Here is a 16,209-nt window from a genome sequence, read left to right on the forward strand (position 1 = left end):
ACATGAAAGTGATTACCGGAAATGTAACCGCACAAGATATGAAAATTGGACTATTAGTGGGGCGTTTCAATAGCTTCGTGGTGGACCATCTGGTACAGGGTGCGGTGGATGCGGTTGTGCGTCACGGTGGTAGCGCGGATTTGATTGAGCAAGTGTATGTACCTGGCGCGTTTGAAATGCCGATTGCCGCGCAAAAAATGGCGGCGTCTGGCAAGTATGATGCCATTGTTGCACTAGGTGCGGTGATTCGTGGTGGTACGCCACACTTTGAATATGTGGCCGGTGAGTGCACTAAAGGCTTAAGCCAAGTCATGTTAAATCATAATATTCCGGTGGCATTTGGCGTGTTAACCGTCGATTCAATTGAGCAAGCGATTGAACGTGCTGGCACTAAAGCGGGTAACAAGGGAGCAGAAGCCGCGCTATCTGCAATTGAAATGGTTAATGTACTGAAGCAGATTTAATGAACGATCCAAAAGAACTGGCGGACTTAATTAAGCAACCGTCACAAGAAATCGAAGAACAAGAAGCGCAGGCCAGCCCACGTACTCAAGCACGTCGTGTGGCTTTACAGGCGTTGTATCAATGGCAGGTGAACCAAGAAGAGGTTTATCTGATTGAAAAGCAGTTTTTTGAAGATGGACAGCTGTCTAATTTAGATCGTGAATGGTTTAGAGAGCTATTGGCACAGGTTTCAGCACAAGCCGAGCAGTTGGACGAGGCATATGTGCAATTTATTGATCGCTCCGCTAAGCTAATCAATCCAGTCGAGCGCACGATTTTACGTATGGCAACTTATGAACTGCAAACTCAAATGCAAATTCCTTATAAAGTTGTGATCAATGAAGCTGTCGAGTTAACTAAACGTTTTGGGGCTGAAGACGCGCATAAATATATCAATGGTGTGCTGGACAAGGTCGCCAAAAAACTGCGCCCAGTCGAATTTTCAGTTTAAGTATTTTTTAATCAGTAAGCCCATGCCAAGTAATCGGATAAATCAATCTATCCGGTTTGGCGTGGGTTTTTTGCTTTGGGTAGTCCGGCGATGGAATTTGATTTAATTGAGCAATATTTTAAACCCTTGAGCCAAACCACCAGGCCTGGTGATTTAGCGATAGGCGATGATGGCGCATTAATTACACCGCCAGAAGATTCACAGCTGGTGGTGGTCACCGATACCTTAGTAAGCGGCGTACACTTTCTGCCCGACGCGGAGCCTTACGATATTGGTTGGAAATCCCTAGCCGTTAATTTAAGTGACTTGGCTGCAATGGGTGCGCAGCCGGCATTTTACTCGCTGGCGCTAACCTTGCCCAATGCTGACTCAACCTGGTTAGCCGAATTTAGCCGAGGCTTGCAGGATTGTGCTCAACCCTATGCCATGCCTTTGATTGGGGGTGATACCACGCAAGGGCCATTGTGTATTACCGTCACGGCACAAGGCTGGGTGCCAAAAGGCGAGGCTTTGTTAAGAAACAGCGCAAAGATCGGAGACGACATTTATGTCAGCGGCACGATTGGTGAAGCCGGGCTTGGATTGATGCTCGCTAAGGCAGGGTGCGCTCCAAGCCATGCGGGTGAGGTTGAGGCATTAGCGCGTTTAAATCGGCCACAAGCGAGAGTGGCGTTAGGTTTAGCCTTGCGAAACTTGGCGAGTAGTAGCATTGATGTGTCGGACGGTTTGTTAGCCGATTTACAGCATATTTTGCAGGCGTCTAAGCTGGGCGCACAGTTGCGGTTAGCCGATATACCGCTCAGTATAGCCGTCAAGAAGTGGGCGCAGTCAAACCCACTTCAAGCTTTAAATGCCGGTGATGACTATGAGCTGTGCTTTACGGCGAGTTCAAATCAGCGTCAGATTATTGAGGATTTATCCGACTTGTTGAAGCTGTCGATTTATCGTATTGGTGAAATTCGTCAAGCACCAGGCCTGGTGGTCGAAGGTTTGGTCGGTGAGATGGCTGTGCGAGGTTATGAGCACTTTTAAAAAAGGGTTTGAGTAAACTGGCATGCGACAAATTGTGCGCGATACCAGTGTCATTAGATATTAAACCCGCAAGGTTTTATTTCTTTCGGCGGGCTCGAACGCCTTGTGCCAAGTTTTCCAACAGTTTTTCACTGCTATCCCAGTCAATACAGGCATCGGTGATGCTTTGACCATAAACCAAGTCTTGATCCGGTGTGACATCTTGTCGGCCGCCCACTAGATGGCTTTCAACCATCGCACCCATAATATGTTGAGAGCCGCGTGCTAATTGATCGGCAATCGATTGTGCCACAATCATTTGGCGTTCATGGTTTTTGCTGCTATTAGCATGGCTACAATCAATCATCAAACGAGCCTGTACTTCGGCGGCTTTAAGTTGATTCACCGCATCAGCGACAAATTCTGGTTCGTAGTTTGGTCCTGAGTTACCACCACGCAAAATTACATGGCAATCTTGATTGCCAGTGGTGGAGAATATCGCTGAATGACCAGTTTTGGTGAGCGATAAGAAAATGTGTGGTTTGTTGGCTGCGCGAATTGCATCTACTGCTACTTTAAACCCACCATCGGTACCGTTTTTAAAACCTACCGGGCAGGAGAGGCCTGAGGCCAGCTCACGGTGTCCTTGACTTTCGGTAGTGCGAGCGCCAATCGCACCCCAGCTAATTAAGTCTGATACGTATTGCGGTGAGATTAAGTCTAAAAATTCAGTTGCCGCCGGCACACCAAGGTTATTTACATCAACCAAAAAGCCGCGAGCTAACTCCAAGCCTTTGTTAATTTGGAAGGTTTCATTTAAGTCCGGGTCATTAATTAAGCCTTTCCAGCCTACAGTTGTACGTGGCTTTTCAAAATAGACTCGCATTACAATTAGCAGGTCTTTTTCAAAGTGATCGATTTGTTGTTTTAAACGCTGGGCATACTCCAAGCCGGCTTTTGTATCGTGGATAGAGCAAGGCCCGATTACGACTAATAAACGATCGTCTTCGCCTTTAAGAATGTTGTGAATTTGTTGACGCGTGTCATACACAGTCTTGGATGCAGTTTCTGATAAGGGAAACTTTTCGTGTAAATCAATTGGCGGGCGCACTTCTGTAATGTGATTAATGCGAAGGTCGTCAGTTTGATATTGCGTCATCTTTGTTCAGTATCCTGCGTTTTTGGGCGGCATAAAATCCAGCTATTATAAGCCAAATAGATACCTCACTCCTACCAAAAACCGGTTGATTTTGGTAGTTTTGAATTTTTTATAATCACTTTTGTGGTTCGATAGCCTGAATCAATGGGGTTTTTAATAAATTAAATGGCTTCAACGGTATTAAAAAAAATTTACTATGCTAAAATTTGTTTCAATTAAATTGATTCAAAAAGAAGTGGTGAAGTCTTGGCCCAACACTGCAAATACATTATTGAAGGTATGACTGAAGACGGTCGTAAATTCCGCCCGAGTGACTGGATTGACCGTATTTCTTCGATGATGGCGTCCTACGGACAATCCCATCGTTTGGTTTATTCAGAACTCTTACACCCAGAATTATATAATGGCGTGAAATGTTTAATTATTGATACTGAGCTTGAGGTAAAAAATCCCAGTATGTTTGAGTATGTGATGCATTTTGCCAAAAGTAATAATCTGAAAATGTCCAAGGTATGTGACTTAGAGAGCGTCAAACTCGGCGCATAAAGCCTGTCGTTTTTAAGTTCTAAAAGACTTAACCTTGCGGGTTTCCGAACCACCAGGCCTGGTGGTTCCAGTTCCATCCTTTTGTATTAAAACTCAGCCAAATTAAGCAAACTTAAGTACCCATTCAATTAGGGCTTGCTCCCCTGCAAATAACTGAACCGCGCCGCCGATCGCCAGAAATGGCCCAAATGCCATATGGCTTTGCCAGGCTTGTTTGCGAGTCATAATAAGTAGAATCGCAATAACTAGGCTGCTGATAGCAGCAACCACTATAATTTGCGGTAATGCACTTACGCCAAACCAAGCACCCAACGCGGCCGTTAATTTAAAGTCACCATAACCCATGCCGTGCTTGTCGGTCAGACGAAAATGAATTTGATAGATTAACCAGAGGATGCCATAACCAAAGACGGCACCTAATATCGCTTGCTGTGGATCGGTAAAGTGGCCAAGAGTGTTGAGGAGTAGGCCGACCCAAAGTAGCGGCAGGCTCAGGTTGTCGAGAATTAAGTGGTGTTCTAAATCAATCACGCTGATGGTGAGGAGCCAGAGCAAAAATAGCGCGCCAATTAGTCCACTCATATTAAATCCGAACTGCCAAATCGCTAGAAGGGCCAAGGCGGTTGCGCTAATTTCAATGAGTGGATAACGCCAAGAAATCGGTTGTTTGCAAGTTTGGCAACGACCTAAACTAACAAGCCAGCTAAATAGTGGAATTAACTGATACCAAGCTAACGGTGACTCGCATTTAGGGCAGTGTGAGCCACCCAGACTGATGGCTTTAAGTTGTTCGTCTGCTGGATGAAACATAATGCGTGGCAAACGCCAACTTAGCATTGAGATAAAACTACCAAGCACCAAGCCTAAAAGGCCAGTAATAAACAACTCGCTCATGCGTTACGCCATCTTAAACAGCTGTTCGAATCGTACTACTTCAAATATTTTTTGAATGTCCTGAGACATGTTTTTGATGGTGATTTTGCTTGCATCCTGTCCCATTCGATCCCGCATTTGCAACAACATGCCTAATCCGCCACTGTCGATATGATTGCATTGCAATAGGTCAATAATAATGTGGTCAAGCTGTTTTTGAGCATAAGCATTTTCAAATTCATTAAAAATATCAACAGTTAGTGCGCCAATCACTTGTAGGTGAAGGGTTTTGTTTTCTACGTGACTGCTTATGCTCATCGGGTTCTCCCAGTTTATTCAGAATAGATAACGCAATTTCGATCATTTTCCCAAATCGTGATGCGGTGCATTTTGACGTCTTCGGTTTCAATGCGTTTTGCAATTTCGGTGTAAAGGTATTGTGCAATGTTTTCAGCGGTTGGGTTAACGCGCTGAAAATGGGGATGATCGTTCAAAAAAGTGTGATCCAGTTCTTGCACGGCTTGTTTGGCGTGTTGTTTGATTTGCTTAAAATCAATCAACATACCGATATCGTTAAGTCTATTGCCAGATACTTCTACTTCGACCTTCCAGTTGTGGCCATGCAATTTTGCGCAGTCACCATCATAGCCACGTAAGCTGTGAGCGGCGGCAAAGTCGAGTAAAGTTTTAAGGGTAAATTGCTGTGCCATAAGTTCCAGTCTTCTACTAATAAATTACGTGAAATCAACGCGTTGTTAGGCGCGGATTAAGCATAGGGTGCCAAATGATACCCAAAAAAATAATTATAACGAAATTAGTGTTGGCGCTGGGCAATAAAGTTAATTAAATCATGCAGGAAAAGACTTTGGAAAGGTAAGTTTTGATGGTGTTTATGCGCCAGATCAATTGTTTGGTCGCGTAATGCTTTCGCCGCTTGCATTCCCATTAAGCTCGGAAAGGTCGATTTATTGAGTTGTTGGTCTCTACCTTGGGTTTTGCCCAGGGTAGCCGTATTGCTTTCAATATCAATAATGTCATCTTGAATTTGAAAGGCTAATCCCAGCGCTTCGCCAAGTTTTGATAGAGCGGGCTGGAGTTGTTCAAAGTCGGTATGGGGTGCGGCGCCGAGCAGTAACGCGGCTTTAATGAGCGCGCCGGTTTTCATCTGGTGGAGTTGTGTGAGTTTGGCTAAATCGAGCTGTTTATTTTCACTATGGATGTCCAATATCTGACCACCAATCATGCCATTTGGTCCGCTAGCCTGGCATAGGATGTTTAAGCTTTTAATAATTGTTGGCGCTGACAGCTGTGTGGCCTTGGTTAGAATTTCAAAAGCCAAGGTTTGTTGAGCATCTCCAACTAAAATCGCAGTGGCCTCGTCGAATTGTTTGTGACAGGTGGGCTGGCCTCGCCGCAAGTCATCATCGTCCATGGCGGGTAGATCGTCATGCACGAGTGAATAGCTGTGAATTAATTCTATCGCACAGGCCGCAGGCTCTACTTGTTGACGTTCGATTCCAAGTCCCTCGCCAATCGCAAATACTAAAGCCGGGCGAATACGTTTGCCTGGGCTCAGACTCGCGTAACGTATGGCTTGATTTAAAGGTTCGGGTGTGGTTTTTAGATATTGATCCAATGTTTGGTTTAATACCGTTTCTAAATGCTGTTGATAGGCTTGCAATTGGGCGTTCACAGGGCGCTCGTTTTAGTTTGATAGATTTATATTAAGTCCGCATTATACCAGGCCTGGTTTAACGTCGCCCATCGCCGCCGGCTTTAGCCAGTACCCAGTCCAATGCGCGGGTAGGTAAAAGTCGTTTCAAGAGGGCGAAGGCTTTAGTTGGCAAAGTAACGCGATAACGAGTTTTAGGGCGTTTGGATTGCAGTGCGTGTAACAACGCCTTGCACACCGCGTCTGGGCCTAAAGTAAAGGGCGCCGAGGCTTCGGTTTTTGCCAAGCGTGCCACCATGGATTGATAGTTTGCTTGATGCACCGAATTTTGTGACAGAGGTTCAACCCATTGCTTAAATTCACGGTAGGCGTTGGCTCTAAAACGCGACAATATTGGGCCGGGCTCGATTAAGCAGATCTGAATAGGGTCATGCTTTAGTTCGACTCGTAAAGTGTCGGCTAAACCTTCAATTGCATATTTACTTGCGTTATAGGCTCCTCTGTAAGCCATGGCAGCAAACCCCAAAACCGAGCTGTTGTAAATAATTCGGCCATGCCCTTGTTGGCGCATGTGTTTAATGGCCAGGTTAGTGAGTTGCTGAGTGCCGAACACATTGGTGGCAAACTGATGTTCCAGTGCCTCTCGGCTGAGGTCTTCAACGGCACCGGGTAGACCAAATGCGGCATTGTTAAATAAGGCATCGACCTGGTTATTGCTGAGTTCAAGCGCTTCAGACCAGGCCTGGTCAACGGAATCTGGGTCAGCTAAATTCAGTTGAATCACGTGTAAGCCTTCTTCGCGCAGGCGTTGTATATCTTGCGTTTGGCGTACACAAGCAATCACTCGATAGCCTAAGTTTTGTAAGGCGTGCGCGCAGTGATGTCCAATGCCGCTGGAGCAACCCGTTATTAAAATGGTTTGTGGAGGGGTGATAGGGATTGGCATGGTTTGTAAGTCCTAATCTTTTAAGCTCGACTGAATTGGCAACAAATTAACATAAAAACCGTTTTTATCGCTACCAATTCTAGGAATAAAATCAAGGTGGCAATAGTGGATTGGTGTCGCATGATGTTTCGTTTCAGGTATAATGTGGAGCTTAATTTTACGGGGTGGTTATGGGTGTTTTAAAACGCTATTTTGTAGCAGGGTTATTGGTTTTGCTGCCCTTATGGATCACATTTGAAGCCTTGCGTTTCTTAATTGGTTTATTTGATCGCAGTTTACTGTTGTTGCCTGCTAAGTACCAACCTGATGTTTTGCTGGGGTTTGATATCCCTGGATTTGGCATTGTCGTGTCGGTGAGTATTATTTTACTGACAGGCATGTTGGTGGCGAATATTTTAGGTCATCGTTTAGTCAGTTGGTGGGAACGTTTTTTATCCAAAATACCATTGGTGCGCTCGATATACAGCGCGGTTAAACAGATTGCTGAAGCCTTATTTGGTGCAGGGGATCAAACCTTTCAAAAGGTGTATTTGATTCAATATCCTCGTCCTGGTTTGTGGACGTTAGCGTTTCAGACCAGTAAGAGTCGGGGTGAAGCTCAGATGAAAACCGGGGTGGTTGGTACCATCAATTTGTTTGTACCGACGACACCTAATCCAACGTCCGGTTTTTTTATTATTGCGTCTTTGCATGAAGTGGTTGAGTTGGATATGTCGGTGGATGATGCCTTGAAAATGGTGATTTCTGGAGGGGTTGTAGTGCCACCTTGGCCGCCGGTTTCAAACGAGCCGTTACTCAAGGGGATTACGGCTCAGAAACTTGATGTTGTAGAACAGGATGTCGATCCTGTATTAGATAATCAGTCAAAAAAAGATAACGAAAGTAACGTTTAAGAATAATTATTAAAAGAGTGCAACGCGGGATTTTGTCATGCGTTCGCTCGTTATGTTGAATAAGAAAGGAAAAATAATGCGTACACACTACTGTGGTCAAGTAACAGAAGCTTTAATTGGTGAAACGGTTAGCGTCGCGGGATGGGTTCATCGCCGTCGTGACCACGGTGGTGTGATTTTTATTGATTTACGTGATCGTGAAGGCATGTTGCAGGTTGTCGTGGATCCGGATACCGCTGAAATTTTTGCTAAAGCAGAACACTTACGTGCTGAGTGTGTGTTGACGATTACGGGCCGTGTGCGCGAACGTCCAGAAGGAACGACGAACCCTAATTTACCGACTGGTATGGTTGAAATGTTGGCGAAAGACCTAGAGGTTTTGAGCATGGCTGAGCCGATTCCTTTCCAGTTGGACGACAAGCAAGTCAGCGAAGAGGTTCGTTTAAAGTATCGTTATATTGATCTGCGCCGTGATGAAATGCAGAAAACCTTAATGTTGCGGTATAAAGTTACGCGTTCGATGCGTAACTATTTGGATAATAACGGCTTTATTGATATGGAAACGCCGATTTTAACCAAGTCTACCCCGGAAGGCGCACGTGATTATTTGGTGCCAAGCCGTACGCATGAAAATAAGTTTTTTGCTTTGCCACAATCGCCACAGTTGTTTAAACAATTGTTGATGATGTCTGGTTTTGATCGTTATTACCAAATCACGCGTTGTTTCCGTGATGAAGACTTGCGTGCTGATCGTCAGCCAGAATTTACCCAGTTAGATATTGAAACTTCATTTATGTCAGAAGCGGATGTGATGGGCATGATGGAAGGCTTAACTAAAACCATCTTTAAAGAAGGCATTGGTGTCGATTTCGATTATGACTTTCCACGCATGACCTATGCTGATGCGGTTAAAAAATACGGTATTGATCGTCCAGACCTCCGTATTCCGCTGGAACTAGTCGATGTGGCGGATTTATTGCAAAATATTGACTTTAAAGTATTCGCCGGCCCAGCAAAAGATCCAAATGGTCGTGTTGCCGCTTTATGTGTGCCGGGTGCGGGCGATATGTCGCGTAAAGAAATTGACGACTACACCAAGTTCGTCGGCATTTACGGTGCTAAAGGTTTGGCTTACATTAAGATTAACGATATGTCGGCTGGTATTGATGGTTTGCAGTCACCGATTGTCAAATTCTTCCCGGATCAAGTCATGCAGATTCTTGAGCGTGTAGGCGCTAAAGATGGCGATATTGTGTTCTTTGGTGCGGATAAAGCCAAGGTTGTGAACGAAGCGTTGGGTGCTTTACGTGTCAAAATTGGTGAAGATCGCAAACTGTTTACCGAAGCTTGGAAGCCGGTTTGGGTTGTGGACTTCCCAATGTTTGAAGTCGATGAAAAAACCGCGCGTGTGGCCGCGATGCATCACCCATTTACACAACCAAAAGCGACTACCGAAGAAATCTTAAGCAGCCAAGCACCTGGTCAAATGCTGGCGCGTGCTTACGATTTAGTAATCAACGGGATTGAAGTCGGTGGTGGTTCGGTACGTATTCACGAAACTAAGATGCAAGCCGCTGTCTTTAAACTTTTGGGTATTTCGGATGAGGATGCGCAAGATAAGTTCGGTTTCTTGCTAAATGCCTTGAAATATGGCTGTCCACCCCATGCGGGCATGGCGTTTGGTTTGGACCGTTTAATTATGTTGATGGCGGAACGTGAATCGATTCGTGACGTGATTGCCTTCCCGAAAACTCAGTCAGCCGCATGCTTGCTAACCGAAGCACCAGGCCTGGTGGACATGGCTCAATTACGTGAGTTAAACCTGCGTTTAAATAAAAAGGTCGCAGACGCGCCAAAGTAGTTGCCTATGAGCCACTTACAAAATGAAATTCCGCTTCAGCTTGTTTCTCGTATAAACGAGTTGGCGGCAGATGCCCAACCGGCGAAAGTGTTAAACGTAGAAGATAAAACGGCGTTAATCACGCGAATCAAAAAACTTTTGAAACAGCGTAATGCCCAAATTGTGGCACACTATTATGTCGATGCTGATCTTCAAGCCTTGGCTGAAGAAACGGGTGGCATCGTCGCAGATTCGCTGGAAATGGCCAACTTTGGTGCACAGTCAGATGCGGATGTGTTGGTGGTTTGCGGTGTGCGTTTTATGGGTGAAACCGCCAAGCTTTTAAGTCCGGAAAAAACCGTTATCATGCCGGATCTTAATGCAACCTGCTCTTTAGATGTTGGTTGTCCAGCGGATGAGTTTGCTGCGTTTTGCGCACAACACCCAGATCATACGGTAGTGGTTTATGCCAATACCAGCGTAGCGGTAAAAGCGATTGCCGACTGGGTGGTGACATCAGGTAATGCGTTGCAGATAGTGAATCACTTAAAAGCTCAAGGTGAAAAAATTATCTGGGCACCGGATCAGCATTTAGGTAACTGGATAGAAAAAGAAACCGGCATAGAAATGCTACGTTGGATGGGGCATTGCATTGTTCATGATGAGTTTAAAGCGTTTGAACTAGAGCAATTAAAACGCGAACATCCTGAAGCCAAATTATTAGTTCATCCAGAATCATCCGAAGCCGTAGTCGCATTGGCCGATGTAGTCGGTTCTACCAAGGTGTTAATTAATGCGGTGCAAACTTTGCCAGATGAAACCTTTATTGTGGCAACGGATCACGGCATTTTTTATAAGATGCGTCAATTAGCGCCGCATAAAAAATTAATTGTAGCACCGACCGATTCAAAGACCACGCAGTGCATTAGTTGTGCACATTGTCCGTGGATGGCGATGAATGGTTTACAGAATTTGGCGGATAGCTTAGAAAAACTGGATCAAACCATTGAGATTGAAGAATCAATTCGCCAAAAAGCCCTAGGCTCGTTGGACCGAATGCTAGCCTTCTCGCGTCAAATCGGTTTGGTCAAACAGAAAAGTTAAGAGGAAAGCATGGCTGGACATAGTAAATGGGCAAATATTAAACACCGTAAAGCCCGCCAAGATGCCAAAAAAGGCAAGGTGTTTACCAAGTTAATTCGTGAGCTAGTGGTGGCGGCAAAAGCCGGTGGGCCTTATCCTGAAGACAATCCCCGTCTACGTGCCGCGGTTGATAAAGCCCTACGTGAAAACATGAAGCGTGACACGATTGATAAAGCCATTGCACGCGGTGCGGGTAATCAAGAAGGTGATGATTACGAAGAAATTCGTTATGAAGGCTATGCCCCAGCCGGAGTGGCGGTGATGGTGGACTGTTTAACCGATAATCGAAATCGTACCGTATCAGAAGTGCGCCATGCCTTCAGTAAAAAAGGCGGCAACTTGGGCACCGATGGTTCGGTGGCTTATATGTTTAATAAACAAGGTGTGATCAGTTTTGAACCGGGTTTAGATGAAGATTCGGTAATGGAAGCCGCAATAGAAGCGGGCGCGGATGATGTAATCGTCAACAACGACAGCAGTATTGATGTGGTGACACCGTCAGAGGATTTTCATACGGTTGCAGATGCATTGGTCAGCGCCGGTTACGAACCTAGTGAAGCCGATGTACATATGGAATCGGACATCAAAGTCGCTTTAGACTTTGAGGATGCTCAAAAGGTGATGGAACTGATTGATATGCTTGAGGATTTGGATGATGTGCAACGGGTCTATAGCAACATGGAGCTGTCGGACGAAGTCATGGCACAATTGATGGCCGCTGATTAGCACGTGAGTCAACAGGTTTGAAAGTCACCCAACGCATATTAGGCATTGATCCGGGTTCACGTAAAACTGGCTTTGGCTTAATTGAATCCGGTCGTTATCATCCGACCTATGTGGTCAGTGGCGTGATTCGAGTCGAAAAGTTTAGTGGGGCCGAAAGGTTAAAGAATATATTTGAATCGGTTGGCCAATTGATTGATCAATACCAGCCGTCGATGATGGCGATTGAAAAAGTCTTTGTGCATAAAAATCCTAACTCGGCCATTAAGCTGGGGCAAGCGCGCGGTGTGATTTTGTGCGCGGCCGCGATTAAAAATATCCCAATTATTGAATACACGCCGACCCAGATTAAAAGCACCATCGTCGGACAAGGTCATGCCGGTAAAGAAGCGGTGCAGTTTATGGTCAAGCAACTTTTACGCTTAACCGAGGTGCCGCAGGAAGATGCCGCCGATGCGCTGGCGTGCGCCTTATGCCACGACCGTTATTTAAGCTTGGGGATTGACCCACAAAGCCTGTCAAAAGGCACCCACTTTAGTTAGTCGTATAAAAATGAGTAACGCAATGACACTGAGATACAAAGCATGATCGGATTTTTACGTGGCCAACTGGTGGTCAAACAACCGCCTTTGTTGGTGATTGATGTGCAGGGCGTGGGTTATGAAGTAGAAGCCCCGATGTCGAGTTTTTATGCACTCAAAGAATTGGGTTCTGAGGTTCAGATTTTAACGCACATGCATGTACGTGAAGACGCGATGCTGTTATTCGGTTTTGTCACCGAGCAAGAGCGTGCTTTGTTTCGGGAGCTGATTAAGGTCAGCGGCATTGGTGCCAAAATGGCATTGGGGATTTTATCCAGTCAAGCGGTTGATGAATTCTGCGCACACGTGAATGCCGCCGATACCGCTGCTTTATCGAAGGTACCAGGTATCGGCAAAAAAACCGCTGAACGCCTAGTCATTGAAATGCGCGACCGCTTAAAAAGCTGGCAAATGGCGAATATTCAAACCAATAGTGCATCTAAATTAGCACCAGGCCTGGTCGTCACATCACATTCACATTCTGCAGTGTCGGCTCTGATATCCTTGGGTTACAAAGAAGCACAGGCTGAATCGTTAATTAAAAGTGTGTATGAAGAAGGTTTAAGTCTAGAAGTGTTGATTAAGCGCGCATTGCAACAGGTGAAAATATGATCGAAACCGATCGCATAATCGGCAATCAGGAGCAGGACGACGATTTGTACGTGCTGCCCAAAATTCGCCCACAAATGATGCAGGACTATATTGGTCAAGTGGCGGTGCGCGAACAGTTAAGCATGTTTATGGATGCCGCTAAAATGCGTCAAGAGCACTTGGACCATGTGCTGTTATATGGGCCACCAGGCCTGGGTAAAACGACCTTAGCCAACATTGTGGCGCAAGAAATGGGCGCAACCTTGCGTCAAACATCGGGGCCGGTGTTGGATAAGCCAGGTGATTTAGCCGCGATTTTGACCCGCTTAGAGCCAAATGATGTGTTGTTTGTGGATGAGATTCACCGCTTAAGCCCGATTGTCGAAGAGATTCTTTATCCAGCAATGGAGGACTTCCAATTAGATATTCTAATTGGTGAAGGGCCGGCCGCTCATAGTGTCAAAATAGATTTGCCCCCCTTTACTTTGGTGGGGGCGACTACGCGTGCAGGGTTATTGACATCTCCCTTGCGCGATCGTTTTGGTATAGTGCAGCGTCTAGAATTTTATTCAGTGGATGAGCTGGCTCAAATCGTGAGTCGATCCGCCAATATTCTAGGCATAGATTCAGACGAATTGGGCGCGCGTGAGGTGGCTCAGCGGTCAAGAGGTACGCCGCGTATTGCTAATCGTTTATTACGACGCGTGCGGGATTTTGCTCAGGTTGAAGGTCGTGGCGTTATTGACCAGAAGATCGCGAATGCGGCACTAAATTTGCTTGAAGTTGACCTGCTAGGTCTTGATAAGATGGACCGTCGTTTACTAGAAACGATTATAAGTCATTTTGACGGTGGGCCAGTCGGAATAGACAGTATGGCCACCTCGGTAGGCGAAGAACGAGGCACGATCGAGGATGTCATCGAACCATTTTTGGTTCAACAGGGATTTTTAATGAGAACCCCAAGAGGGCGTATTGCGACCAAGCGCGCATACGAACACTTAGGTTTGGATTACACAGAAAAGGAATAAGAGATGTACGATCAGTCGATGCTGGATTTAGTTGTAATGGCAAGCCCTATTGTGCAGGCGGTCATGGCCATATTGGTTTTTATGTCGTTATTGGCTTGGTCGGTGGCTTTGGCAAAATCTTACGAAGTAAGTAAAGCCAATAATTTGGTGAAACAGTTTCAAGATGACTTTTGGGAATCGGAAGATTTAAGTCGTATGTATAACGATATGGGGCGCTACGGAGACGATAACACGAGAGGCCTGCATGCGATTTTTGAAGCAGGTTTTCAAGAGTTTGTACGCTTAAAAAACCAGGGTGTGAAAGAAGCGTCAGACTTGGTTTCGGCCTCTCAACGTACGATGCGAATCGCGTTTAACAAAGAAGTTGATCTGTTAGAAAATCGATTGTCTATTCTCGCGACGGTTGGTTCATCGGCCCCTTATATTGGTTTGTTTGGTACGGTTGTGGGTGTCATGCACGCCTTTCAGGGCTTAGGCGATACACCAAACGCTACTTTGTCTGCTGTCGCGCCCGGTATTGCAGAGGCTTTATTGGCGACTGGAATTGGCTTGTTTGCGGCGATTCCGGCCGTTATTTTTTACAATAATTTAACCAATAAAGTAGATAAATTATTAAGTCGTTATGAAGGTTTTGCCGAAGAGTTTTTAACCATTTTGCAGCGCCAAGCGCATGTATCGTCTAAATAGAATGTTTTATAAATTGAGTCCGCAAACTCAACACGGACAAGGGTAGATCTATGCAGCAAGGATTTCGAACAGCACGTGACAAACGGCGCTTAATGGCTGAAATTAACGTGGTGCCTTATATTGATGTCACCTTGGTTTTGTTGATTATATTTATGGTTACGGCCCCCATTGTGCAGCAAGCTGTAACCGTTGAGTTACCACAAGCGCCAGAGGTAAAAGAATCCGCGGATAGCATTAAACCTATTACGCCATTTGTGATTACGATTACCAAAGATGGTCAGTATAAAACCAGTGAAGCACCCGAAGTGGTGTTAACCCAAACTGAAGTAGGTGATTTGGTGGCTGAAGTTGTAGCTCGTACCCAGATTGATGAGCGCTTACCTGTCTATTTGCAGGGTGATCGTGAAGCCCCTTATGGACGAGTAGTGCATTTGTTTGTGGTGTTGAAAAATAATGGAGTGCCAAATGTTTCACTGATTACTCAGCCAGAGGAACGCCAATGATTTTATTCGTTAAACGCCACCCCATAGCTGTTTCATTAGCGGTTGTGCTGCATTTAACTTTAGGGGTGTTGATTACCAATAATTGGTTTAAAGAAACCGATGCATTAAAAATTAATATGTCGTCTGATGGTCAAACCGAAATTGATGAAGTCGTTCAGAACGAACCATTGCAAACGTTTGCGGTAGACCAGCAAATCGTTCAGGCTCAAGTTGAGCGCATCAAGGCTGAACAAGAAGCGCGTCGAAAAGAACAGGAGCGTTTAGCGGCTGAAGCTAGGCGTAACGAACAGCGTCTAGCCGAGTTGCGTCGAGATCAAGAAGCTGAAACTCGTTTAGCAGAAGAGGCACGTCGGCAGGCCGATATCGAACGCCAGCGCAAAGAGGCCGAACGTCAACGCGCCGCCGAAGCTAAGCGTCAAGCTGAGCAAGCCCGTAAAACCGCCCAAGAGGCCGAGCTTCGTCGTCAACAAGCGGAGCAGCAAGCACGAGAAATTGCACAGGCCGCCGCCAAACAACGTGAAGCCGAAGAGAAGCGCTTGAAAGAACTAGAGGCTTTACAACGTGAAGCTCAAGCGCAGGCTGAAAAAGAGCGCGCTCGTCAACAAGCGATTACGGAGGAAGTTAAACAGAAAGAAGCCCAAAAACGACAGTTGGAAGCGGAAGCCTTGGCGGCGCGTTTAATGCGTGAGCAATTAGAGCAAGAGGCGTTGGTTAAGAAGTTAGCGGAAGAGGAGGCCTCTAAACAACGTGAAGCCGCTCGTCAGCGAGAATTATTAAGTTTGCGCGAAACCTATATTTCGTCTATTTCCGCAAAAGTGCGTGAAAATTGGCGTACGCCGGCAAATATTTCGGAACAAGCGCAGTGTGAATTAGTGATTACACAAACCCCGAATGGTAATGTGTCGAGTGTTAAAACCGAAAATTGCAATGCTCAGGCCACCGAGCAGTTTAAACAAGCGGCTGAAAGCGCCGTGCTAAGAGCACAACCTTTGCCTAAACCGCCGGTAGAAGAATTGTTTGAGCGTAATATACGCTTTGTTTTTAAACCCTAAACGTAA

General features: G+C 45.7%; 20 protein-coding genes. 14 read left to right on the forward strand and 6 right to left on the reverse strand.

Annotation, left to right across the window (positions count from 1 at the left end; translation table 11 throughout):
• Positions 1 to 2 precede the first annotated feature (2 nt).
• The 3 genes from ribH (at position 3) to thiL (ending at position 1,987) form a co-directional block, all read left to right on the forward strand.
• The gene (gene ribH / locus N746_RS0104705) at positions 3 to 464 is read left to right on the forward strand and encodes a 6,7-dimethyl-8-ribityllumazine synthase (protein ID WP_029934351.1); all 462 of its coding nucleotides are present in this window, start codon (positions 3 to 5) and stop codon (positions 462 to 464) included.
• On the forward strand, positions 464 to 955 hold the full coding sequence (nusB, locus tag N746_RS0104710; RefSeq protein WP_081835983.1) for a transcription antitermination factor NusB: 492 nt from the start codon (positions 464 to 466) through the stop codon (positions 953 to 955). Before ribH ends, nusB begins: the two co-directional genes overlap by 1 nt.
• Before the next feature lie 90 nt (positions 956 to 1,045).
• On the forward strand, positions 1,046 to 1,987 hold the full coding sequence (thiL, locus tag N746_RS0104715; protein ID WP_029934360.1) for a thiamine-phosphate kinase: 942 nt from the start codon (positions 1,046 to 1,048) through the stop codon (positions 1,985 to 1,987).
• 76 nt (positions 1,988 to 2,063) lie between these two features.
• Here the strand turns inward: thiL and aroG are convergent, their stop codons facing one another.
• Positions 2,064 to 3,125, reverse strand: a complete 1,062-nt coding sequence (gene aroG / locus N746_RS0104720; protein WP_029934362.1) for a 3-deoxy-7-phosphoheptulonate synthase AroG — start codon at positions 3,123 to 3,125, stop codon at positions 2,064 to 2,066.
• 246 nt (positions 3,126 to 3,371) lie between these two features.
• On the opposite strand from aroG, the gene N746_RS0104725 reads away from it, so the two are divergent.
• On the forward strand, positions 3,372 to 3,671 hold the full coding sequence (locus N746_RS0104725) for a DUF3579 domain-containing protein (protein WP_029934364.1): 300 nt from the start codon (positions 3,372 to 3,374) through the stop codon (positions 3,669 to 3,671).
• Between the two features lie 102 nt (positions 3,672 to 3,773).
• Here the strand turns inward: N746_RS0104725 and N746_RS0104730 are convergent, their stop codons facing one another.
• From N746_RS0104730 to N746_RS0104750, 5 genes are all read right to left on the reverse strand, one after another.
• Entirely contained in the window at positions 3,774 to 4,565 is a 792-nt protein-coding gene (locus N746_RS0104730) for a prepilin peptidase (RefSeq protein WP_029934366.1), read from the reverse strand.
• Between the two features lie 3 nt (positions 4,566 to 4,568).
• Positions 4,569 to 4,862: an STAS domain-containing protein gene (locus N746_RS0104735; RefSeq protein ID WP_029934368.1), complete on the reverse strand. Its 294-nt coding sequence runs from the start codon at positions 4,860 to 4,862 to the stop codon at positions 4,569 to 4,571.
• Between the two features lie 14 nt (positions 4,863 to 4,876).
• Entirely contained in the window at positions 4,877 to 5,254 is a 378-nt protein-coding gene (gene queD / locus N746_RS0104740) for a 6-carboxytetrahydropterin synthase QueD (protein WP_029934369.1), read from the reverse strand.
• Positions 5,255 to 5,358: 104 nt separating this feature from the next.
• A complete protein-coding gene (locus tag N746_RS0104745; RefSeq protein WP_051678516.1) occupies positions 5,359 to 6,237 on the reverse strand; it encodes a polyprenyl synthetase family protein in 879 nt (292 codons plus the stop codon).
• A gap of 58 nt (positions 6,238 to 6,295) precedes the next feature.
• Complete coding sequence (locus tag N746_RS0104750; RefSeq protein ID WP_029934371.1) at positions 6,296 to 7,162, reverse strand: SDR family NAD(P)-dependent oxidoreductase; 867 nt, start codon at positions 7,160 to 7,162, stop codon at positions 6,296 to 6,298.
• 170 nt (positions 7,163 to 7,332) lie between these two features.
• On the opposite strand from N746_RS0104750, the gene N746_RS0104755 reads away from it, so the two are divergent.
• The 10 genes from N746_RS0104755 (at position 7,333) to tolA (ending at position 16,203) form a co-directional block, all read left to right on the forward strand.
• Positions 7,333 to 8,055, forward strand: coding sequence for a DUF502 domain-containing protein (locus N746_RS0104755; protein ID WP_038125884.1), 723 nt, complete (start codon positions 7,333 to 7,335; stop codon positions 8,053 to 8,055).
• 76 nt (positions 8,056 to 8,131) lie between these two features.
• Complete coding sequence (gene aspS, locus N746_RS0104760; protein WP_029934374.1) at positions 8,132 to 9,916, forward strand: aspartate--tRNA ligase; 1,785 nt, start codon at positions 8,132 to 8,134, stop codon at positions 9,914 to 9,916.
• Positions 9,917 to 9,922: 6 nt separating this feature from the next.
• The gene (gene nadA / locus N746_RS0104765; protein ID WP_029934376.1) at positions 9,923 to 10,999 is read left to right on the forward strand and encodes a quinolinate synthase NadA; all 1,077 of its coding nucleotides are present in this window, start codon (positions 9,923 to 9,925) and stop codon (positions 10,997 to 10,999) included.
• Positions 11,000 to 11,008: 9 nt separating this feature from the next.
• A complete protein-coding gene (locus N746_RS0104770) occupies positions 11,009 to 11,764 on the forward strand; it encodes a YebC/PmpR family DNA-binding transcriptional regulator (RefSeq protein ID WP_029934377.1) in 756 nt (251 codons plus the stop codon).
• A gap of 17 nt (positions 11,765 to 11,781) precedes the next feature.
• Positions 11,782 to 12,303 carry a crossover junction endodeoxyribonuclease RuvC gene (ruvC, locus tag N746_RS0104775; RefSeq protein ID WP_029934379.1) on the forward strand — a complete coding sequence of 174 codons (522 nt, stop codon included), beginning with the start codon at positions 11,782 to 11,784 and terminating at the stop codon, positions 12,301 to 12,303.
• Between the two features lie 42 nt (positions 12,304 to 12,345).
• The gene (ruvA, locus tag N746_RS0104780) at positions 12,346 to 12,954 is read left to right on the forward strand and encodes a Holliday junction branch migration protein RuvA (protein ID WP_029934385.1); all 609 of its coding nucleotides are present in this window, start codon (positions 12,346 to 12,348) and stop codon (positions 12,952 to 12,954) included.
• Complete coding sequence (ruvB, locus tag N746_RS0104785; protein ID WP_029934387.1) at positions 12,951 to 13,961, forward strand: Holliday junction branch migration DNA helicase RuvB; 1,011 nt, start codon at positions 12,951 to 12,953, stop codon at positions 13,959 to 13,961. The genes ruvA and ruvB overlap by 4 nt, the downstream gene beginning before the upstream one ends.
• Before the next feature lie 3 nt (positions 13,962 to 13,964).
• Positions 13,965 to 14,648 (forward strand): protein TolQ, encoded by a 684-nt coding sequence (gene tolQ / locus N746_RS0104790; RefSeq protein ID WP_029934388.1) that lies wholly within the window; start codon positions 13,965 to 13,967, stop codon positions 14,646 to 14,648.
• A gap of 50 nt (positions 14,649 to 14,698) precedes the next feature.
• Positions 14,699 to 15,151: an ExbD/TolR family protein gene (locus tag N746_RS0104795; protein WP_029934389.1), complete on the forward strand. Its 453-nt coding sequence runs from the start codon at positions 14,699 to 14,701 to the stop codon at positions 15,149 to 15,151.
• Positions 15,148 to 16,203 carry a cell envelope integrity protein TolA gene (gene tolA / locus N746_RS0104800; RefSeq protein WP_029934390.1) on the forward strand — a complete coding sequence of 352 codons (1,056 nt, stop codon included), beginning with the start codon at positions 15,148 to 15,150 and terminating at the stop codon, positions 16,201 to 16,203. Before N746_RS0104795 ends, tolA begins: the two co-directional genes overlap by 4 nt.
• The last annotated feature ends 6 nt before the right edge of the window (positions 16,204 to 16,209 follow it).

The sequence above is a fragment of the Thiomicrospira pelophila DSM 1534 genome, from assembly GCF_000711195.1.
GTDB lineage: Bacteria > Pseudomonadota > Gammaproteobacteria > Thiomicrospirales > Thiomicrospiraceae > Thiomicrospira > Thiomicrospira pelophila.